14 protein-coding genes, 1 pseudogene and 2 CRISPR repeat arrays are annotated in these 20,027 nt (G+C 59.0%); of the genes and pseudogenes, 5 read left to right on the top strand and 10 right to left on the bottom strand.

What is annotated here, in order from left to right; genetic code table 11:
- Positions 1-65: 65 nt before the first annotated feature.
- Entirely contained in the window at positions 66-422 is a 357-nt protein-coding gene (locus tag ACL9RJ_RS00875) for a TfoX/Sxy family protein (protein ID WP_422764743.1), read from the bottom strand.
- Between the two features lie 20 nt (positions 423-442).
- Positions 443-1,132 carry a helix-turn-helix transcriptional regulator gene (locus tag ACL9RJ_RS00870; protein WP_212809525.1) on the bottom strand — a complete coding sequence of 230 codons (690 nt, stop codon included), beginning with the start codon at positions 1,130-1,132 and terminating at the stop codon, positions 443-445.
- 131 nt (positions 1,133-1,263) lie between these two features.
- Between ACL9RJ_RS00870 and ACL9RJ_RS00865 the strand changes: the two genes are divergently transcribed.
- Together ACL9RJ_RS00865 and ACL9RJ_RS00860 are read left to right on the top strand one after the other, a co-directional pair.
- Positions 1,264-2,769 (top strand): DUF1214 domain-containing protein, encoded by a 1,506-nt coding sequence (locus ACL9RJ_RS00865; RefSeq protein ID WP_212809527.1) that lies wholly within the window; start codon positions 1,264-1,266, stop codon positions 2,767-2,769.
- A gap of 117 nt (positions 2,770-2,886) precedes the next feature.
- A pseudogene (locus ACL9RJ_RS00860) lies at positions 2,887-3,141 on the top strand (transcriptional regulator); the annotation flags it as partial.
- 213 nt (positions 3,142-3,354) lie between these two features.
- Positions 3,355-4,702: a CRISPR direct-repeat array (repeat unit 28 nt; unit sequence TTTCTAAGCTGCCTACACGGCAGTGAAC).
- A gap of 139 nt (positions 4,703-4,841) precedes the next feature.
- Here ACL9RJ_RS00860 and cas6f read toward each other — a convergent pair.
- The 6 genes from cas6f to cas1f all read right to left on the bottom strand — a co-directional run bounded on the left by cas6f (position 4,842) and on the right by cas1f (position 13,300).
- Positions 4,842-5,405, bottom strand: a complete 564-nt coding sequence (cas6f, locus tag ACL9RJ_RS00855) for a type I-F CRISPR-associated endoribonuclease Cas6/Csy4 (RefSeq protein WP_422764742.1) — start codon at positions 5,403-5,405, stop codon at positions 4,842-4,844.
- 3 nt (positions 5,406-5,408) lie between these two features.
- On the bottom strand, positions 5,409-6,434 hold the full coding sequence (gene csy3, locus ACL9RJ_RS00850; RefSeq protein WP_422764741.1) for a type I-F CRISPR-associated protein Csy3: 1,026 nt from the start codon (positions 6,432-6,434) through the stop codon (positions 5,409-5,411).
- 33 nt (positions 6,435-6,467) lie between these two features.
- Positions 6,468-7,451, bottom strand: coding sequence for a type I-F CRISPR-associated protein Csy2 (csy2, locus tag ACL9RJ_RS00845; protein ID WP_422764740.1), 984 nt, complete (start codon positions 7,449-7,451; stop codon positions 6,468-6,470).
- Complete coding sequence (csy1, locus tag ACL9RJ_RS00840; protein ID WP_422764739.1) at positions 7,444-8,808, bottom strand: type I-F CRISPR-associated protein Csy1; 1,365 nt, start codon at positions 8,806-8,808, stop codon at positions 7,444-7,446. The genes csy2 and csy1 overlap by 8 nt, the downstream gene beginning before the upstream one ends.
- Before the next feature lie 83 nt (positions 8,809-8,891).
- Positions 8,892-12,302: a type I-F CRISPR-associated helicase Cas3f gene (gene cas3f / locus ACL9RJ_RS00835; RefSeq protein ID WP_422764738.1), complete on the bottom strand. Its 3,411-nt coding sequence runs from the start codon at positions 12,300-12,302 to the stop codon at positions 8,892-8,894.
- Positions 12,299-13,300, bottom strand: coding sequence for a type I-F CRISPR-associated endonuclease Cas1f (gene cas1f, locus ACL9RJ_RS00830; protein ID WP_422764737.1), 1,002 nt, complete (start codon positions 13,298-13,300; stop codon positions 12,299-12,301). The genes cas3f and cas1f overlap by 4 nt, the downstream gene beginning before the upstream one ends.
- A 190-nt stretch (positions 13,301-13,490) precedes the next feature.
- A CRISPR array of direct repeats spans positions 13,491-14,539; the repeat unit is 28 nt; unit sequence TTTCTGAGCTGCCTATACGGCAGTGCAC.
- A gap of 460 nt (positions 14,540-14,999) precedes the next feature.
- Between cas1f and ACL9RJ_RS00825 the strand changes: the two genes are divergently transcribed.
- Positions 15,000-15,404, top strand: a complete 405-nt coding sequence (locus tag ACL9RJ_RS00825) for a helix-turn-helix domain-containing protein (RefSeq protein WP_017125938.1) — start codon at positions 15,000-15,002, stop codon at positions 15,402-15,404.
- 152 nt (positions 15,405-15,556) lie between these two features.
- Here ACL9RJ_RS00825 and ACL9RJ_RS00820 read toward each other — a convergent pair whose 3' ends face one another.
- Together ACL9RJ_RS00820 and ACL9RJ_RS00815 are read right to left on the bottom strand one after the other, a co-directional pair.
- Complete coding sequence (locus ACL9RJ_RS00820) at positions 15,557-16,168, bottom strand: hypothetical protein (protein ID WP_422764736.1); 612 nt, start codon at positions 16,166-16,168, stop codon at positions 15,557-15,559.
- A gap of 1,421 nt (positions 16,169-17,589) precedes the next feature.
- The gene (locus tag ACL9RJ_RS00815; protein WP_167331633.1) at positions 17,590-18,459 is read right to left on the bottom strand and encodes a helix-turn-helix domain-containing protein; all 870 of its coding nucleotides are present in this window, start codon (positions 18,457-18,459) and stop codon (positions 17,590-17,592) included.
- Positions 18,460-18,780: 321 nt separating this feature from the next.
- Between ACL9RJ_RS00815 and ACL9RJ_RS00810 the strand changes: the two genes are divergently transcribed.
- Positions 18,781-19,545: an SDR family NAD(P)-dependent oxidoreductase gene (locus tag ACL9RJ_RS00810; protein ID WP_422764735.1), complete on the top strand. Its 765-nt coding sequence runs from the start codon at positions 18,781-18,783 to the stop codon at positions 19,543-19,545.
- A gap of 162 nt (positions 19,546-19,707) precedes the next feature.
- The gene (locus ACL9RJ_RS00805; RefSeq protein ID WP_177064010.1) at positions 19,708-20,022 is read left to right on the top strand and encodes a hypothetical protein; all 315 of its coding nucleotides are present in this window, start codon (positions 19,708-19,710) and stop codon (positions 20,020-20,022) included.
- Positions 20,023-20,027: the final 5 nt, after the last annotated feature.

The raw sequence follows: 20,027 nt of genomic DNA, 5'->3' as shown, positions 1-20,027 counted from the left end.
CAACAACGTCCATGGTGACGCCCCGGGGCGTCCTGTCGAGTGGAGCGTAGTTGACGGCAGGCGTATCAGTTGCCTGAAAGGCGACCTTTCTGTGAGGCACGGACCGCAGCCTCCACGCCACGCCGCGCCCACAGCAGCAGCTCATCGCGGTCATCCAGCGCACTATGGGGAATGGACCAATACGACAAAGCCACCTCGCGACCGCGTGACCGATAGGTAAAGGGATAACACTGCGCGGCCTCGAAAAAGCCTACGCTGTCGGCGTCGGATTTGACATACACACCGTCGTCGCCATCAATGAGTGCGAACATCAGGCCGTTCAGGTAAATGCCCATGCATCCAAACATGCGCTTGCTGGCCACCGAGCCCAGAGGCTCCAGTTGTTCCAGGACAAAATTCAGATATTGGCGAGAACTGGACATGACGGTGCCTCCCTGTGGCCTCACTGATGCTTGTACCCGGCGTCTTGCTTGAGGAAGTCGGCCGCCGTTTTTCCGCGCTCTTGTCGGAATGGCTCATCGAGCACTGACATCTCGGTCATGCGATCCAGGCGGAACACCCTGAATGCGTCCCTCATTTCACACCAGGCCGCCAACAGCCAAACGGGACCATAGAAGGCCATGATGAGCGGGCGAACGGTGCGAACAGAAGCGACGTCTTGCAGATCGATGTAAGCGAAGTTGATCTTGCGCTGGTATCGAATGGCCGCTCTCAGCGCCGCACGGTCGATGGAAATCGATTCCTGTTGAGGATCGCCAGGCGCCCACAACGACAGCGCGTCGATATGCGGCCGCAACTTCTGTGGCAATACTGCGCGTATCTTGGCGATCACGTCGTCCGCAGCCCTTCCCAATTGCGGGTCCGCACAGGATTGGAGAATTCGAGCGCCCAGCACCAACGCTTCCAGCTCCTGCTCGTTGAACATCAACGGCGGCAAATCATACCCAGCGCGCAACGCGAAACCGATGCCGGCTTCGCCCACGATAGGCACACCATTGGCCATCATGTCCTGGATATCCCGATAGACGGTTCGGCGCGACACCTCAAGCTCTTCGGCGATGCCCGCAGCCGTTACCGTTCCTCGCCTGCGCAATATCTGGATGACCTGAAATAAACGATCTGCTCGACGCATGACACTCCTTATACGCGATGACTGCGCTGAACATGAACCCGCGATGACACGGGTTATCGACACTGTTGCCACAAGGGTGGCAACAGGCCAATGCTAGGATTTTATCCAGTTTGAAAAATAGAGATTGGGTAATGTCGATCAACAGAAGAGACGCGTTAAAAATGACGGCTGGCTTGGCTGTCCTGAGCGCCATCAGAACCACGATGGGCGCCGAGCATGCAACCCACATCGAAGACCATCTGAAGACTCGAGATGAGTTTATGACATTCAACCTCGACATGCCGACACCCGATGCCGTTGAGCACCTGTACGACGAGATGGATTTCCAACGGGCCACCCAGTGCTACCTGTGGAGCGTGCCCATCGTCGGCATGGAGAGCGCGCGTCAAATGCTCGTCGACAATGCAGACGCCCAGAGCGGTGATCTTGTGCTCGTCCATGGTTATCGTGAGGTCAGCGTGATGCTGGGCTCGAACGTCACAACCCCCTATGTCTTCGCCTACTTCGATCTGTCCCACGGGCCGATGATGCTTCATTACCCGCCCGGCGCCACGGCGGGCTCGCTGATTGACTGGTGGGATCGCCCACTGACCGATGTCGGCATGACCGGCCCGGATGCTGGCAACGGCGCGGTGTATGTCCTGGTCGGGCCGGGCCATGTTGCTCCCGCTGCCGTTCCTGCCGACGCACATATCCTGCACTCACGCACCTGCAAGGTAATGATGTTCTGCCGTGGTCTGGATACCGACCCCGACAAGGTGGCGACGGTGTTCTCAACCACGAAAGTGGCCTTCTGCAACAGCGGCCAGGTGCCGCAGTCCGCACGCCTGCTGCGTTTCAAGCCTGAAGGCGAACTCACCAGCATGGCCCATCCTGGCGGCATTGCTTACTGGTCCAGACTGACGAACGCGCTGCGGGACGAGCCCGTGGAGGAACGCGACCGCTTCTTCGCGGCCATGCTCAGACCTCTGGGTATCGAAATGAACCGCGTCTTTGCGCCGGACGAACGCCAGCGGCTTATCCTGGAAAAAGCCGCATCGATGGGCGAGGCCATGGCCAAGGTGACAGCTTTCAGCAAGCGCCTGGCCGGTATCCACTATCGAGAGGACACTCGCTGGGAGTACCTCATCGCCCCCCATTACGACAATGAGCAAGACGGGCCCACAGGAGCGCTGCTGGAGGAACGGACGGCATTCTTTTACGAAGTCACCGGGACATCGGCCGCAGTCCTCACCCAAACGCCAGGGGTGGGCTCCGCGTACCTCGCCGCTTATCAGGACAAATCAGGAGCAGCGTTCGACGGCGGCAGAACCTATCGCCTGCGGGTACCGGCGCACGTCCCGGCAAAACTGTTCTGGTCCGTCACGCTGTACGACACTCGGACGCGCGGCCTGATTGGAAACACCCGGGAGATCGCCGATCGTTCTTCACGCCAGGACCTGCTCAAGAACCCCGATGGGTCCATAGACATCATCCTTGGCCCTACTGCGCCGGCCGGCTATGAAAGAAACTGGATTCCGACGACACCGGCCAAGTCCTGGTACACCTACTTTCGCCTCTTCGGCCCACTCGAACCTTATTTCGAACGATCATGGGTACTGGCGGATATTGAGCCCGTGCTTCAGATACAGGCTTAGGTCAAGGTTCGAGTGTTTGTGGACTAACAACACATAGGCATCAAGCCGGCCTCGGATGACTGATCTTGAATTACTCATAAAAAACGTATTAATCATAGGATCTGGGCGGACCTGGGCAACGAAGTCTTTCTCGCCGCCGGATATGCGCCCCGCTACGAGGCCTCCGCGCTCGATGCGCCAGCGCTGGACATGGTGCACGACGCAATCGGTCATATCCTGCTGGCACACAACCCGGCGCCAGCGATCGTCATCGACAACCACTGGAACATCACGGCCGCCAACACCGGCACCGGGCTGCTGCTCGCAATAACTGATGCGCCTGGCGGCGGTGAGTCGGGCCTCAATCTGCTGGACACCTTGCTCAGCCCGGGCGAAGAGTTAGCCAAGGTCGAAGCTTTGCACCGTGCCATCTCCGCAGGACTGATGAGCCTGGAGCAAGGCCGCCTCATCGAGATTGGCAGTGACCAGCTAGAAGCATTTATGCCAGAGAGTTGATCAATGCGTTCGATAGCATTGAAGGTCAGTTCCGACTGCTCACACAGCCGGTAACGTAGAGTCGGGAATATCGGGTTTGTCGGGCATGTTTTTCTGAGCTGCCTGTGCGGCAGTAAACCAAGGGATCCCTGTACAGGCGGTGGGATTCGTTTTCTTAGCTGCCTATACGGCAGTGAACCGACTCAAGAAGCGCGCCGGGATGGGTGCCAATTTCTGAGCTACCTACACGGCAGTGAACGCATGCCCGCCACATTGGTGGGCTTGCTGAGTTTTCTGAGCTGCCTATACGGCAGTGAACTCGGGTAGCAAATGTTGGAATGTGGCCGTAATTTTCTGAGCTGCCTACGCGGCAGTGAACGGCAAAGCGCTCCCTTACACCTTGCGGCGCATTTTCTGAGCTGCCTACACGGCAGTGAACCCGGCTTCGAGAAGGTCGCAACGCTGCAGCACTTTCTAAGCTGCCTACACGGCAGTGAACATCACAGATTCAGGGCTCGAACAGGGATTCATTTTCTAAGCTGCCTACACGGCAGTGAACGCTACGGCGCGTGCCTGCTGTTCGGTGCGGAATTTCTAAGCTGCCTACACGGCAGTGAACCCCGCCCGCGACGACGGTCAGAATGACCCGCATTTCTAAGCTGCCTACACGGCAGTGAACAATCGGCATCGCTCTCAGCTTTCGCCCCTTGATTTCTAAGCTGCCTACACGGCAGTGAACCGCCGGCGGGTTGATCTGCCGCATCAGCGACTTTTCTAAGCTGCCTACACGGCAGTGAACGTTCCCGCCACACTCCGCGCACTTGCTGTTCTTTTCTAAGCTGCCTACACGGCAGTGAACACCTACGCCCGTGCCGGTGACATCGACAACGATTTCTAAGCTGCCTACACGGCAGTGAACAACGAGGCTTGGGACTTGCTGATCTACGTCATTTTCTAAGCTGCCTACACGGCAGTGAACATAGCCGCGGTGCGCAGGTGGTGTTTTTGATCTTTCTAAGCTGCCTACACGGCAGTGAACCAGGATCAACTTTCCCGATTGGCTGCCGACTTTTTCTAAGCTGCCTACACGGCAGTGAACGCGGGCCTGGGTGCGCTTGGCAAGGTGCTCGGTTTCTAAGCTGCCTACACGGCAGTGAACTTTTCATGCCCAGGGGGGTTCGAAGTGATTATTTTCTAAGCTGCCTACACGGCAGTGAACCTCGCGCCAAGTGGCCATTGCTTACCTCGACATTTCTAAGCTGCCTACACGGCAGTGAACCAGCCGCACCCCGGCCTTTGCGACTTCGGCCATTTCTAAGCTGCCTACACGGCAGTGAACGTAACCGTCCGGGTCCTTCGCGCGCAGCGCCTTTTCTAAGCTGCCTACACGGCAGTGAACGACCAACAAACTGACGCTCTCTCGTAAGGAATTTTCTAAGCTGCCTACACGGCAGTGAACTAGACGCTTTTCCCGGTAAGGTCCTGTCTGCAAAGACAAATACCCGAGAAATGGGTCCTTACCCCTCTTTTTTGACCCCTTCGTAAGTCCTTGATTTTACGAAGGGGCCTGCCTTGCTCAAAAAAGAGGGTCCAGAGGGTCAGAACCAGGGGATGGTGGCGGTACTGCTCAGGCCGTAGCCGTTGAAGGTGCCCGCCTTGGCGGTTTCCACAATGGCGCCGTGGCGAATGAACAGCGCAAATGCCTGTCCGGTGCCGTTGCTGCGCAGGTTGACGAAGGGCAAGTTGCAGCGCTTGGCCGCGCTGTCCGGAATGCGCTCGCGGGCCTCTTGCTCGCTGATGCCATGGCGCTTGATCAGGCGCCGGCGCAAGCGTTCCGGGTTGCTGTCCACCTGCACGCGACTGACCTGCCGGTAACGCACCTGCGCCGGTACAGCAGCCAGTTCGCTCAGTTGCACATGGTCCCGCATACCCGTCAGCCAGTTCAGCGCCAGTAACTGGCTCAACGCCTCCCGATTACCGTGCAAGCGCAAGCGGCTGCCCAGGTGATGCCGTGCAGTCTCGACGTCGGGAAAGCTGATCCCCACGTCATCGCGCCTCAGGTCATGCAGACCCCGGTGCAGTTTGGACACCAGCGCGCTCATCAACTGCGTGGCCGCGAACTCCGGATCGGGTAGCAGCTTCAGGTCGATGTAGTGGTCCATGACTTAGCCCGCCTCACCGAAGACACCGCCGCGGATCAGTGTCGCAATCACGAAGTGCTGTTGCTCCAGCGCGGGCGCGTTGTCCTTGAGCACCCAGCCATCGAGCAAGGTGTAGAAATCGTCCTTGGTACCGCGTGGCTGACGGTAGGCTTTGCCCTGGGTGGTGACTGAGCCGTAGGGTTCAACGGCAATCGGGCCATTGACATCGGCTTCCTGGTACCAGGTATCGATGCTACGAATGGCATTGCCGATTTTCTGCGAGTGCAGGCCCGCCACATCGTTGACGTGGTAGAGCGTCTTGCTCTTGTCGCCCCGCTCCAGGATCAGTTCCTGGGACGGAAAGACTTCCTGCCCGGCGCCCATGCGCACATAAGCCGTCACGCGCAGCAGCACATGCTGGCTGCCTGTCAGGCCGCTGGCGATCAGTTGCGTCAACTCACCCAGGGCGCCAGCGTTTTCAGCGTTGGTGTCGAAGTTGCGCAGGGACAGGGCCAGTCCGTCGAAACTCCACTGGGTCGCGGCCTTGCCATCGACCAGATGCGCGACTTCCACTTGCACCTGTTCGGCGCCGATACGGTTGCGCCAAAGGAAACGGCCGTTGGCCAGGTTGTGGGCGTAACGCCGCGCCAGCTCGGTGAAGCCATGGCTGTCGACGTAGCCTTTCACGGTGTCGAGCAGCTTCTGGCGATAGTCGCTGTCGTTGCAGGCCGAAGGCTGCCCGGTACCGGCCAGTACGCGCAGGGTGAAGCTCACACGCAGGGTGTCGGCATCGTGCGGCAAGGTCGCCACGTCCACGGTCTGCAGGTTGGGGTTCTGCATCTGCGCATCCAGCTTCGCCGGATCCAGGTCCTTGGTCTTCATGCGGTTGGAGATGGTGCCACGGACGGATTTCTCACGAACCGCCACGGGCTCCCAACGCTCGCGTGACTGCCAGTCGCCTGCGTGGAACAGGGCATCAGAAGGATCCAGCTTGCGTTCGAAAGCGAGAACCGAAGCGGTCTTGAGAGCGTCTTTAGTTTCTTTGGCCATGATCAAATACCTTTTAGGACAATGGGCTGAGCGTTAGCTGAAGTCTTCGATTGGGGTCGCGCGGTAGTCATTGCGGCAGCGGTAGCGCCCCTCATCGGCTGCTGAGTCGGCGTACCACAGCAGTTGTTCAGCGCTGTGCAAGCGATGCGGGCTGACCCACTCACCGACGCTGTAGAGGCTTTCAACGAAGCGGAACGGGGTTTGTCCGTCGCGAGCGTGAGTCACGGAGCCAGGGGCCTGCTCTTCACCCAATGCGCCGTAGCCGACAGGAATGGGCACGATCCAGCCCAGGCTCTTGCGGTCGTTCGCCCACTGGGCTTTGTCTTGCGACTCACCCGGGGTGCAGGTCCAGTTGATCCGCGACAACGACAGCCAGGCTTCCAATTTCGAAGACTGAGGATCGAGTGCCTGCTGCTCCTGATACCGCTTCTCCAGCAGGTCAGTACGGTCCACCAGGGCGAAACCGGGTAGCAGGCGAAGCTTGATCTGGTTAAACAGCCCTTCGCGCTGATCTTCATCGACCATGGACACGATGTAGGGACGCTGCTTGCGCGGTGGAGCGGGAGAAGGAATCACGCTGCCGCCGGCAATGCGCATCTGCGAAAGGATATCGCGGACCTGGTGGGCGATTTTTTCCGACTCGTCCTGGCTGGCGTCGCCCAAGGCAGCGCTCTGCACGCCAAAGACCAGGCTGATTTGCAGATGAATACGCCCCTCCTCCACGATCGCCGCCGTACTGCCATCGCGGTTGACCGGGTTGCGGGTCAGCCGCAGGGTGTGGACGAAGCCACCCGAAGTGATCTGCTCCTCATGGCGGTGGGCGATCACAGCCGTGGCATTGAACTGCAGGGCCAGGCCAGCGTCGCGCACCTTGCGCTCCAGCGCCCACATCACACCCAGAAAGGCCGTGATCGAGGGAAAGCCATGGGTCAATGGACTGGACAGTGCGTTGGCGTTTTGCACCTGGAGATGGGGAATCACTAGCAGGTAGTCAAAGTGCGGACATGCATCAGCCATGGGTGACCTCCTGCTCGCTGTCCGCCGGGATCACGGAAGGTTTGAAGGGCATGGGGGACTCCGCTTCGATAATCGCCTGCTTGGCCCAGTTCTTTTGTTCCGCGTCTCCAACTGGCAATTTCCGCTCCCGCAAAATAGCGTTGAGCCAGCTGCCGAAGCGTTGGGCAACTTGATCAGGCCAGTCTTTCCAATGGAAGGCTGCGACAAAGGCCTGATCCTCTTCGAGGTGCTCTTCGCGCGGGGGCAGCGAGATGCGGTCCGGATCCAGCCACAGTTGTTCGCATAACGGCAGCTTGCAGTCTGGGTCACGACTCCAGCCGGGTTTGAACAGCTCACGGCTGGCGAGGCCGAAGGCCGCCAGAGATTGAATGATCTCCTGCTCAATTTGCTTGCGCTGACCGCGGATTTCCTTGATCGACGTAGAGTCGCTTTCAAGTAATGAGCAAAGAGCATGAAGCTGTTCTCTCACACCAGGATAGTGACGGAATCGCTCCAGGACAGATTCGATCTTCAGGAAGTTGCGCGGTCGGTCCTGATCCCAGATCGGCGGGAGTGACGCCAGCAGATAATTCGTTCCGCCTCGGTCACTGTTGAGCTGACTGATGTTTTGCGGCTTGGTGCCGCCCAGCTTGCGCATGACCAGGTTGCGATAGTCCCGATAGACCCCGTCGTGAGGCTCCTGCTTGCGCCTGGCCTGACGGGCGAGTTTGTTGATTTCGCCAAAACGCGCCGACTGAATTTCCTGGTGCACAGCATGCGCCAGGCTGCTGGCGAACAGCGGTTGCAGCAGCTGAAAGTCGGTATCGTCAGTGGGATCCCCCTTCAGGCACCAGTACACCTGTTTGGCCAAGCCATGGGAGGCCAGGCTGGCTGCCGGACGGATCAGGCTCTTGAACGCCGTGGCCCACTCCAAGGCCGTGGCCTCGTCGTTGTCCAGCGCGGCGAGCAGATCCGCATCGTTCAGCAGGAACCAGTCGAGCAGCCGTTTGCCGTCGACCTCTCGCTTGAGGAACTTGTAGACGTCCAGCGCGGCGGCATTGCCCACGATGTCGTCGGCATACTGATCACCCAGCACATGGGTGCCAATCTCCGCGTGCGGCGGCAATGACTCGGGGGGAATGTGCAGGCTGCTGCCACGGGCATCGGGGTGAGTCGCCTTGAGCACGTGGGTAACGGCCTGAATCTGCGTCACCCGCCGCGCTGCATCGGCCAGCCAGGTGCTGTAGTCATATTTGGCGGCTTGCGCCGCATCACCCTCGGCGTCCTTGAGCTTGGCCTCTTTGCGCTCGTCGATAAAGGCAGCGATAGCACTACGAAAACGTGTGATGCGTGGTATCTGATCTGATGTTTCATCCATGTGCATACCCATAATTGAATCGGCGTGGCGAATGCCAGGTCCTTGAACTGCACTTCATCCTCTGATCCGACAGCCCTCCTCTTTCAGGGTCCTTTGTAACGGTCAAATCCCAGCACCGGGTGATACCGCCACCCAAAAGTGCTCTCGTACACGCTGACCACGGTGAACTTCTCGGCGCAGGTCCTCAGCGAAAGGTGCTGTGCGTCGACCTGTTCGTTGAGCAGCGTCATCAAGTCGTGCCGCCCCCAGGGTTGGATCCGTGGACCAAGCTGACTGTCCAGATCGATCTCGGTGAGCGAACCCTGCGCAGTGGTGTAGATCGCCGGCACGCCCTTCCTGGCTTCTTCATGAATACGGTGCAGCACCAGCCCTTCCTCATCGTCATCAGGTAGAAAGACCAGTTCGACCTCATCGGCGCTGTTATCGCGGAACGGTTGCTGCTGGGGTAGAGCCCAGGTCAGCGCTGCCTGCGGAAACTGCCAGGCGCAGGCCGCGTCCAGTCGCTGTTCCGTGGGCTTGACTCCACGGGCTGCTGGCTGTCGGTTGACGCGATCCTTAGGCAACATCTGCACGGCGAGTCGAGCGTGTTCCAGGTCCACCAGGCTCTGCTTCGGCTGCCATTGCTGTTGGGGTCGAGGCTGGATGCGTGGGCGGGCCGTCAGGGGCTGGTACTCGTCCTGGTTGAGCAATGCGCCGAGACGATAGTCGCTCAGTCGGAAAGGGTCGCCCGGCTTGCCAGCGGCATTTTCAAAGCCGGGCTTGATAAAGGCCGCGGCCTTCTGACCCTGACTGTCCAATGGTTTTTCCAGGTGCCGCAGATTGGTGTCGAAGATGAAGATGTTCGGCGACTGACAGACCGACTGGCGGTGACGCTGCACCCGCCCGGCCAACTGGATCAGCGAGCGCATGGATGAGGGTTCGACAATGGCCCAATCATAATCGTGGTCACGGCCTACCTCAGTCACGGGAGAGCCAAGCACGACGAACAGATGATTGGCCTCCGGATACTCGTCGATGGCTCGGCGAATCTGCGGCCGGTCGTACACGGCATCACGGTCACGGCGATTCAAAGCGCCGTCCAGTTGAGCCTCGATGGCCGAACGGATCAGCAGCGGGAAACGCGAGTGATACACGCACAGGTGGATGCGATGATCACTGTCAGCACCCATCTGAAACAGCGCCTGAGCCACCTCGAACAGCGGCTCGATATTGGCCATGCGCACCAGGCCGAAACTGACGCGCTTGCCGCTCCTGGGGCAGGTTTCAGCGTGGCGTGAGTGAGCGGTCAGCATCGCCGTTCGTACCTGAACCGCAAACTCCCGGCGAATGGCCTCGCTGCCCTTGACCGTGATGTCCAGGGGCAACAGTTCTCCCCAGCGGCGAGCCGGCTCCTTGGCCAGGGCCGCTACCCGCGCCTCGACGAACTGGCCGTGCTGCCCGGTAAATTCTTGCACCCCCTGACAGGTCCCCACCTGAGTCGTGAACTCATCGACCCACAGGCAAGAGATATCCGGCATGGCTTCCTGCACGCCAGGGACGCCGCGATTGCGTTGATAGTGGGCGCGCCCCGCCCTGTAGGCTTGAAACATGCCCTCCAGCAGCGCCGGCGGCAAGGTCGCCGATGACAACAGAACCCGTGTACCGAGCAGCCCCGCCCAATGCACCAGTCGCGTCAGTGCGGGCAGATCATCCAGATCGAAATCGTCCAGCTCATCCAGCACCAGGTCGCTGCTGAGCAGGCGCAACATGGGTGCGATCTGTCGGCCGGCGCGCTGGGCTTCCGTGGCGGGCATCAGGTGATCGATGGTGCAGACCAGCATCGGCGCGCTCAACAATGAGCGGATATCGGCGTTGTCCATGGCCTTGGCAAGCAGGCCATGATCAGCGATCTGCCCCTCGTAGAGCACATGACTGTCTTCATCGATCAGCGCTTGTGTGGACGCCGAGCCTGTGGTTTCCGCCTGGGACTGATAGAACTCGAAGAGCTTGCGGCTCGCGGCTCCACCGACGCGTATGGCCAGTTCATCGTCCTTGAGGTGCAGGTCCTGGCGATAGCTGGCACCGGTCTGCTGAGTCAGGGTACGCAAGCCCAGGGCAAAGGTGCAGCGCATCCCCTGCTGCGGATCGGCCAGGGCGTACATGATGCGCGCATTGGCCAGGGTCTTGCCGCAGCCGGTCGAGGCCATGTTGACGATAAAGGCCCCCTGCTCGCGGGCCTGCGTGCGCAATCCGGCAGCGGCGTCAGCGGCCTTGTCCTGCCAACGGAAACGCTCGACCTTGCTGCGCTTGCGCAGGCCGCGATGATTGGCAAGGCGTGGCAGGTAACGCTCGAAACCCGGTAGGCCGTGGACGACCGTCGCCGTGAAGCGAGCGACGCCGAGCAGGTGTTCGTCCAGTGCCTGCTTGAGGCTGCCGTCCTTGTCGGTGTTGGCAAATACCGGATAGCCGCGGTCACCTTGCACGCGTTGCGCAGAGTGGGCAGGCAGCGCCGAATAATGGTGGTCGGCCAACATCAGGCTCATGCGTGCCAGGTGCATGACATAGGGGTTGGCCAACCAGTCGCCCTTGCCCGCCTTGCCGCACAACGCCAACAGGTGTGTCGCGACCTTGGCGGCCTGGGCGCGCCACTTGGGCAGCACGACGGGCAAGGTGCCTTTGATCTGCCAATAAGGCCCTATCTCGGCCTCCGTGGCCGGGCGTTTTATTTCGTTCCAATCGTGGGTCACGCCCTCCAGCAGGTTATCGAGCCTCTGTGGGCTGAAGCTTCTGGAGCGACTACCCAGCGACAACTGATGCCCCTCGACGGGGTGGTACACCGGCAACACCGGCAAGCGATGGTGCGTGACCACCAGCCAGGCAATGGCGGCGGCCAGGGGCGGTAAATCGCGAAAGGGGGGTAACGCCTCTTCATCGAGCCCGTCACGTCGATAACGATCAGCGGCCAGCCAGGTCGCATCGTCCTGCTCGCTGGGCTGAATCAGGCGCTGTAGCCATACTGCGTCAGGATCCTGGCCGACAAAAGCGAGAAACAGGCGTAGGGATACCCACTCATGGCGGTAGAGGTTCTTCTCCCGAACAGGCTTTGTCAGGCGCGTCTGGAACGCCACGCTGGCCTTGCCCAGGTCATGCAGCAAGGCAGCCATCTGGGCGAGCAGACGGATGTCTTCGGCGGTGTGCCAATCGTTTTCATCGTCCTTGCGCAGCACGTTGCGTTGGGTGGTATTGGTGGGAACGGCGCCCTGCTCGTTGAAGCGGCTGGCGTCGCCGACGATCCACAGCAGCTCGCTGTGATCGAGCCCCCGAATCAAATGGCAGGCCACGGCGGTGTTGCGCCGGGCCGTCTTCTTCAACAACTGGCGCAGGGTATCCAGACCGGCTTGGGTAATGGGGGTTTGCCAGGTGCGCTCGCCGCGGCGCTCGGCGAACTGATCCAGGATACGTCGGCTTTCGACCAGGGCTCGTTTGTCACACTGGCAAATCAACAGGATATTCAAACCAGCGGCGTCCCCAGCTGTTCGGCAATACCCTTGAGGCTGTCGATCATGAAATCCAGGGCTTCACTGCGGGTCAGGTTTTCGATGCAGGCCTGGCGGAAGGTTTGCTCATCCTCCCCTTGCATGGCACTGATGAAGGCCTGTGGCAGAATCAGTGCGTCTTTCACCAGGTCTGCCACATCGAACACCAGACCGCCGCGCCGGGTCTTGCCGTGCAGCACCGCCAATCCATGGGGCAGCCCCAACACCCAGGTCGCCGTCGCACCCAGGCCATAGGCGAGGTAGTTGCCATGATCAAGAAAACTGTTGGCAGGATCCCCGCCACTGCCGCGCTTGGCCCGGGTGAAATCACCATAGCGGGTGGCGGTGGCCGCCAGCTTGAACAGGCGTTTGGTCAGGCGGGCTTCTTCGGTGAGCAGAAAGGCGTGGTCAGGGGCTGCGTTCAAGGTCGCCAGGGACTGCGCCAGGGCACTGGAAAGCGCTTCAGGATCGACCTGAAAACCGGCCTTGCCGAACGAAGGGTGATTACACCAATGCTGTTGGATGAACTCCAGGCGCAGCCGCTGAAAAGCTTTTGCCGCCTCAAGTCGCCGCACCTCATCGAACCAGAACGAGACCCAGCGTTGCAGGTATTCGGTGGGGCGGTATTCACTCTGCGGCGAGAACCAGGCCATCTCGATATCGATCTCGTTGGCGCTGAATAACGGCGTTCCCCCGCCTCCGCAAAAGCCGACCAGAACCCCGGCCCGGGCCAACTCCCGCATCGCCGCCTGAGTGACCGAAGTGCCGGTGCCCAGCAATACGGTGGTGGTGTTGGCAATGGGGATGTTCCAGTACAGCGACTGCTTGCCGGCGTCGGTCACATATTCGACCCGACCGCCATTGACCAAGACCCGGCAGTGCTGCAGGTAATAGATATTGGCGCGTTTGGAGTGAAGGATCGTCTTGAGATCCGAGGAGCGGATTTCTTCCATAAACCTGCGACCGATCATGTCCATTCAATCATCGAGCAAAGGTTATAACGGAAAAGATGGCAATGTGCCAACACCTCAGGCACAACCTATGCCTCCAAGCTTGGCTCTCCAGGCAATTGTTCGTTTTGCTGTGCGATGGATAGAGAGCTTTGAGCCAAGCCACGCAAGAATGCTGCCTGTGTAGCGGAGAGCGGGCTATAGAGAATTCTCTATATTTCTGAGCTGCCTACACGGCAGTGCACACTGCTGGATCTGCAACGACCACCGTGAACCTTTTCTGAGCTGCCTATACGGCAGTGCACAGGGTGCGCTGCGCCGGCATCCTCACCCGTTCTTTCTGAGCTGCCTATACGGCAGTGCACACAACGTTGTGTGTCTCTCTGCGTTGCATCGTTTTCTGAGCTGCCTATACGGCAGTGCACATGACCCTGGCATTTACCCACAAGTCCTGGCTCTTTCTGAGCTGCCTATACGGCAGTGCACCGTCGAAGGTGGTCGGTCTGGTGAACCCTAACTTTCTGAGCTGCCTATACGGCAGTGCACTTCAGCTCTTGCAGCGATTGGGCGCCTTGCATTTTCTGAGCTGCCTATACGGCAGTGCACTCGGCCAGACGCTCGATTTCGTTGTCGATCGCTTTCTGAGCTGCCTATACGGCAGTGCACCCGGAGACTACCTGTCGTACCAGGAAATCGATTTTCTGAGCTGCCTATACGGCAGTGCACAGGTAGAGCCATTCAACGGTCTGACACGTCGGTTTCTGAGCTGCCTATACGGCAGTGCACCCCCCGAGCCCGCTTATGGGCCTCTGTCTGCCTTTCTGAGCTGCCTATACGGCAGTGCACCGGCATTTATCGCGAAAAAGAGTCGGGCGCCATTTCTGAGCTGCCTATACGGCAGTGCACTGAGATCGGCCACACCGTGAAGATTTCTCTGTTTTCTGAGCTGCCTATACGGCAGTGCACCAGTGGTAACACCAGTACATCCGGCAGCAGCTTTTCTGAGCTGCCTATACGGCAGTGCACAAAGTCAATTGAGCAGTTGCAGATCCTGCCGTTTTCTGAGCTGCCTATACGGCAGTGCACTGGTACTCGATGCGACTGACAACGATCCGGTATTTCTGAGCTGCCTATACGGCAGTGCACGTAGTGTGACGGTGAAAGCCGCCGCGACTGCTTTTCTGAGCTGCCTATACGGCAGTGCACGGGTAACGCCGTTGCCGGCGCAACCGTGAACTTTTCTGAGCTGCCTATACGGCAGTGCACTAGACGCTTTTCCTGGTAAGGCCTTGTCCGTAAAGACAAATGCCCTGCGTTTGCTAGCTTAACCCTCTTTTTTCACCTATTCGTAAGTACTTGATTTTACAAGGCACAAACTTTCACCAAAAAAAGAGGGTCAAGGCAGAAGGGACTGTGCGGCGGCTCATCATCTCCCAAAACATGCCCCACTCGGGGTTCAGCGGGCAACTGGCCGCCCGTAGCGCCCCCTGCCCCATCACTGCTTGATCTGCTCCAGCATAGCCATCACCTTCATGACCTCTGCCAGTTGGCAGGTAGCGATCAGTCTCAGGCATGTCCCTCGCACCCTGGAGGAAAATCATGATGTCCTGAAACCATCAGGCAACGACGCCCGGTGCTGTGGTAGCCTCACGGCTCTGGAACGTCGATTTACATCTGGACAAGTCGCCCGATGGGTACAGAAGTGCACCACTGTCAGGAACGTTTTATGTCGCTCAAAACAGCCTTTGCCACCGTGCTCAAAGCCATGCGCGCCGCTCGAGGTCTTTCACAGAAGAGTCTCGCCGAGGTCAGCAGTCGGACCTACATCTCGAAGTTGGAACGTGGCCAGTGCTGTCCGACGATGGAGATGATCAGCGCCCTGAGTGTCCCCCTCAACGTGAGCCCGCTGACATTGGTCGCTATCACACTGGGGGCAGAGACCGGACAGTCCATCAAGATGTTGGCCAGTCGCATGGAACGGGAAGCCGCCGAGTTGGCAGAGTCGGGCGTACTCAAGAAACTGCAGATCCCGTTCAACGAGGAACCAGCAATGCCACAGCGTCGCCCTCAACCACGGAGCAGAAGCTCGGCAATAACCCTCCAGCAGATTGAGTTCAGCTTTGCCGAGTAACCTCTTTGCCTGCCTGGATAGAGGTTTCCCCTCAGTGCGCTGACCCTTCAAGCGCACTGTTCCCGGTTCTGCCCGCTCCCATTTCTGATGGAGAGGCCAGAACAAGCCTGGGAGGGCTGTCTACATTCACGACGCAACCAGACACTTACACCTCACAGCAATTGGGAATACCCTTGCGCTCGATTGTCGGCGTTGTGCTCGTCTCCACGCGCGACACTGCAACACAGGCAAATCACCAATAAATCAGAATACTGCCCCCCATGTGGAGCCTTGTTCAGGCTACTCAATACCTCGCTTAATTTTTTATCTCCAGTCAGGCACACAATCCCCACATCGTCCAAACCGCCGCCATCGAGGTAATACTTGGCCAGCATTCTTTCGCAGAACGCCACGTTGAGGTCCTTTGGCGTCAGGCTGATATCAGGGATTACACTCTTTCGCGTGGAGAGCAATGGCGTTTCATTTGAAGCTCCTTTGGATGGAGTCGCCACTTTCTGGATATCGTAGCTAGTGCTAGGCGTACGCCCCATTTGGCCGCGTCGGCGGTAGCAGTTGTAAATCTCGAGTAGTGGAAAACCAGTATCCGACTCATACCATCCATAGTTGTCTATTCCCCACGGAAAATACACACTCATATCGGCAATGAATCTTTTATCAATTTTTGTCCCATGCCCGACAATATAAAAAATGGACACCGTGTCAAAATCAACGCCATCCATTATCAGAGCCATGACATTTTTATCGATGGATATTCTTTGAGGCATCGAATCGCTCCTTGAGATTTGACCTGCTTCATTAGCGCCAGCGCCACTGACTGACAGATGTTCGAATGAACCCAGCCTGCTCATCAGCACGACAAACCGGTATGAGGCAAGGCAGGAACACCTCCTCCTGGTCGATGCCTTCCGAGAGCGTAGATCAATAGCCAAATGCCATGATGCAACAAACAAAGATTTCTTGAGGCGATGCCGGAGAACTCAGGTTGAGTCATCGTGCAGCAGGCAGGCGACTACCGAATGTGTGCCCTTTGGCACCAGGCGAGATGTTGACCAAAGTTTCTGAACTGCCTATACGGCAGTGAACCTCGATCCGCATGAGGCTGTGGTGCTCTCTATTTTCTGAGCTGCCTACACGGCAGCGAGCTCACTTATGCCCGGTTCTCTGAATGCCCAACTTTTCTGAGCTGCCTATACGGCAGTGCACGGGCGGACGCCCTGGCAAGAAGCAACACGGCGTCATTTCTGGCAAGCGTACCTGTACGAGTGGCCACTGTCCCGGAGATAGCTGGCCGCCAAAAGGTAGAGCATGCCTCCGAGACTTGTGGAGTGAGGATGCTTCCTTCATTTCAGCGACACCCGCACCATGTCCAGGGTGGCCTCATCGATCTCCCTGCCTTGACCCTCTTTTTTTGGGGAAAGTTTGTGCCTTGTAAAATCAATAACTTATAAGCAGGTGAAAAAAGAGGGTTAAGCTGGCGAAGGTAGTGTATTTGCCTTTACGGACAAGGCCTTGCCAGGAAAAGCACCTAGTTCACTGCCGTGTAGGCAGCTCAGAAAAGAGCAAACTGCAGACCTCTGGCGTATTCAGCGTTCACTGCCGTGTAGGCAGCTCAGAAAGGTGACATCGCGGTCATAGAAGGCGTTGATACGTTCACTGCCGTGTAGGCAGCTCAGAAACACTTGACTGTGCAATGCCCGGAGAATCCACCGTTCACTGTCGTGTAGGCAGCTCAGAAAAGTTCACCGTCGCACCCGCAACCGCGTTGCCCGTTCACTGCCGTGTAGGCAGCTCAGAAAGCTGATAGCGCGCAGAAAAAGGCCAGAAACGAGTTCACTGCCGTGCAGGCAGTTCAGAAATGGAGCGGAACCTGATCGAGCTTCACAAGGACGTGCACTGCCGTATAGGCAGCTTAGTAAAGCAAGCTCTATATGCAGGAGTGTTACCCGAAGTTCACTGCCGTACAGGCAGCTCACGCAAGAATGCTGCCTGTGTGGCGGAGAGCGGGCCAATGCCCGGACCTGGTTTGGGCTTCTGGAGAACCCACTGGTAGCCCATACGGGATACCTGGCACAGCCAGAAATCGCGGAGATCGTCGTGAACGGCTACAAGCCGGATGCGGACGACCATTGAGCTCTGCCCCCGCGACAGCGATGGCAGAATCACGACAGCTCTCGGCCAATCGGCTTCAAGCCTGGCGAAACTCGCTGGGCGTGACGCCTGCTTCGCGGCGAAACACCTGCGAAAAATGACTGGGGCTGGAATAGCCGACCTCCAGCCCTACATCGATGACGCTGCGGTGGGTCTCGAGCAACAGATGCCTTGCACGGGCCATGCGCAAGCGGATGAAGTACTGCGAAGGCGACAGCCCCGTCGCACGTTTGAACATTCGACTGAAGTGGTACGCGCTGAGTTCGGCAAGCCCGGCCAGTCGGGCCAGGTTGAAGTCGTCAGCCAACTGCGCGTTCATCGCGTCGATGACCCGGCGCAACTTGTAAGCCTGCAACGCGTTCACCCGCCGCCCCGGACGGCGCGCAGCGAGATAAGTACGCACCAGATGGACAGCCAATGCCTGTGCCAGGCTCTGGGCGAACAGTGGGCTCGGCGAGCGCTCATCTACCAGTTCGGTACGCAGCTGTTCCATGACAAACGCCACGCGAGCGTCTCGTGCACCCGATAGATCGCGAAAGGCCACGGGAGCAGCCCGTTCTCCCAACAACTCGCGCGCGGCATGGTCGATCAGCGGCAATCCCAGGTACAGGTGCATGACTTCGAATGTATCGCCGCCCAGGGTCTGCCAGCGCATCTCATAAGGCTCAGCCGAACTGGTGAGGAAAAAGTCGCCGGCACTGACTTCAGCCACGTCCCAGTCCCCGCCGAGGGCGCGCTCCTCCACCCTCGCCGCCCCGGCAAGAACAAGCACCAGCAACGGCTCAACCACGGCGGGCACCAGAATGGGCTCGACGATGCTGTGATGGCTGAACAGCTGTATCACTACGTCCTGGATCTGTGGTCGCGACGGCTGATCCCTGGATTCTCCCGGCAGATAGTCGCGCATCGACTCCCCGGTAATGCGTTGATCCGCACAGGGAGTCGCAGTCTGTGTCGTGCCTTGTCGCCTGGCTTGCACCATCAGAGCCTGCCCTCGTTGCACATGCCGATCCATGTGATTGGACGAACAGTATGGGGCTTTCGCCAATCGACAAGCGAGGGACAAGCGTCCCCCCAACGACATCCGGCGCAAAACCCCGACAGTCTCGGCAAGTCGGCGAAAGCCCCCTCTCCAGCGTTGCGAGACAGTAGGCCTGTCGCTGACGACAGCACCTTGCAGGTGCCGATCGGGTGAATATCTCGCCGGATCACAACGCTGGAGAACAGCATGATCGATATCAAGCACAACATGCCTCGGGAAGTGGAAGGCAAAGTCGCCCTGGTGACCGGTGCCGCCAGCGGGATTGGCAGGGCCATCGCACTGTTGCTGCACGCCCGCGGCGCGAAAGTGATTGCCGAGGACCTGAACCCCGCGGTCGAGGAACTCGCCCTCCCGGGCCTGGTGCCACTGGTTGCCGACATCACCCGGGACGGCGCCGCCGAGCGTACCGTCGCCCTGGCCGTCGAGCAGTTCGGCCGGCTGGACATTCTGGTCAACAACGCCGGCATCATCCTCAACAAACTCGTCATCGACATGACCCGTGAAGACTGGGAGCGCATTCAGGCGGTCAATGTCACGGCGGCGTTCCTGCACAGCCGCGAAGCGATCAAGGCGATGATGCCCAACCAATCCGGGGCGATCGTCAACATCGCGTCTTATGCGTCCTATTTCGCCTTCCCGACCATCGCGGCCTATACGGCCTCCAAGGGCGCACTCGCCCAATTGACCCGAACCCTGGCCCTGGAAGTCATCGAACATGGCATTCGGGTCAACGCCATCGGCGTCGGTGACGTGGTGACCAACATCCTCAACGATGTCGTCGATGACGGCCCGGCCTTCCTTGCCAAACACGGCGAAGCCGCGCCAATCGGCCGCGCGGCACAACCCGGGGAAATCGCCGAGGTGGTCGCCTTTATCGCATCGGATCGCGCCAGCTTCATGGTCGGCTCAGTGGTCATGGTTGACGGCGGCATGACTGTCACTGCCGGGTAGTCCATCTGCATTCCAACGGATCAGGGCGCAAACGGGTAAGGTCAGTAACTTCTGGCGCGTATCGATTCGACTCCAGCCAACGCACTGAATCAATCGCCGCACTCGACGCCCTGAACAACCTTGGCTATACATGACCCGCATATCCCGACAGGAGCTTCCCGCATGAGCATCATCACCACCGAAGTGGAATTCACCCTGCCCATTGGCTACCGCGACGGGGACGGCAATCTGCACAAGAACGGTGTCATGCGCCTGGCCACGGCAGGCGATGAAATCCTGCCGCTGAAAGACCACCGGGTCCAGGCCAACCCGGCCTACCTGCCGATCATCGTGCTGTCGCGGGTGATCGTGCGGCTGGGCAGTCTCGAGATGATCAATACCAGGGTGATCGAAGAGCTATTTTCCGCCGACTTTGCCTATCTGCAAAACCTGTACAACCGCATCAACCAGGTCGACGCCGACGACAAACCGATATAGCGCAG

This window comes from Pseudomonas sp. Mn2068 (genome assembly GCF_049319725.1).
In the GTDB taxonomy this organism is placed as follows: domain Bacteria; phylum Pseudomonadota; class Gammaproteobacteria; order Pseudomonadales; family Pseudomonadaceae; genus Aquipseudomonas; species Aquipseudomonas gingeri.
The sequence above is the reverse complement of the archived record's forward strand: the minus strand, read 5'-3'. Positions and strand labels throughout refer to the sequence as shown.

Bases quoted from the DNA above. Each gene is read 5' to 3' on its own strand.
- csy1 (WP_422764739.1), bottom strand. From the start codon at position 8,808: ATGGATGAAACATCAGATCAGATACCACGCATCACACGTTTTCGTAGT.
- cas1f (WP_422764737.1), bottom strand. From the start codon at position 13,300: ATGGACATGATCGGTCGCAGGTTTATGGAAGAAATCCGCTCCTCGGAT.
- ACL9RJ_RS00865 (WP_212809527.1), top strand. From the start codon at position 1,264: ATGTCGATCAACAGAAGAGACGCGTTAAAAATGACGGCTGGCTTGGCT.
- ACL9RJ_RS00870 (WP_212809525.1), bottom strand. From the start codon at position 1,132: ATGCGTCGAGCAGATCGTTTATTTCAGGTCATCCAGATATTGCGCAGG.
- ACL9RJ_RS00875 (WP_422764743.1), bottom strand. From the start codon at position 422: ATGTCCAGTTCTCGCCAATATCTGAATTTTGTCCTGGAACAACTGGAG.
- ACL9RJ_RS00805 (WP_177064010.1), top strand. From the start codon at position 19,708: ATGAGCATCATCACCACCGAAGTGGAATTCACCCTGCCCATTGGCTAC.
- csy3 (WP_422764741.1), bottom strand. From the start codon at position 6,434: ATGGCCAAAGAAACTAAAGACGCTCTCAAGACCGCTTCGGTTCTCGCT.
- csy2 (WP_422764740.1), bottom strand. From the start codon at position 7,451: ATGGCTGATGCATGTCCGCACTTTGACTACCTGCTAGTGATTCCCCAT.
- ACL9RJ_RS00815 (WP_167331633.1), bottom strand. From the start codon at position 18,459: ATGCGCGACTATCTGCCGGGAGAATCCAGGGATCAGCCGTCGCGACCA.
- ACL9RJ_RS00820 (WP_422764736.1), bottom strand. From the start codon at position 16,168: ATGCCTCAAAGAATATCCATCGATAAAAATGTCATGGCTCTGATAATG.
- ACL9RJ_RS00810 (WP_422764735.1), top strand. From the start codon at position 18,781: ATGATCGATATCAAGCACAACATGCCTCGGGAAGTGGAAGGCAAAGTC.
- cas6f (WP_422764742.1), bottom strand. From the start codon at position 5,405: ATGGACCACTACATCGACCTGAAGCTGCTACCCGATCCGGAGTTCGCG.
- ACL9RJ_RS00825 (WP_017125938.1), top strand. From the start codon at position 15,000: ATGTCGCTCAAAACAGCCTTTGCCACCGTGCTCAAAGCCATGCGCGCC.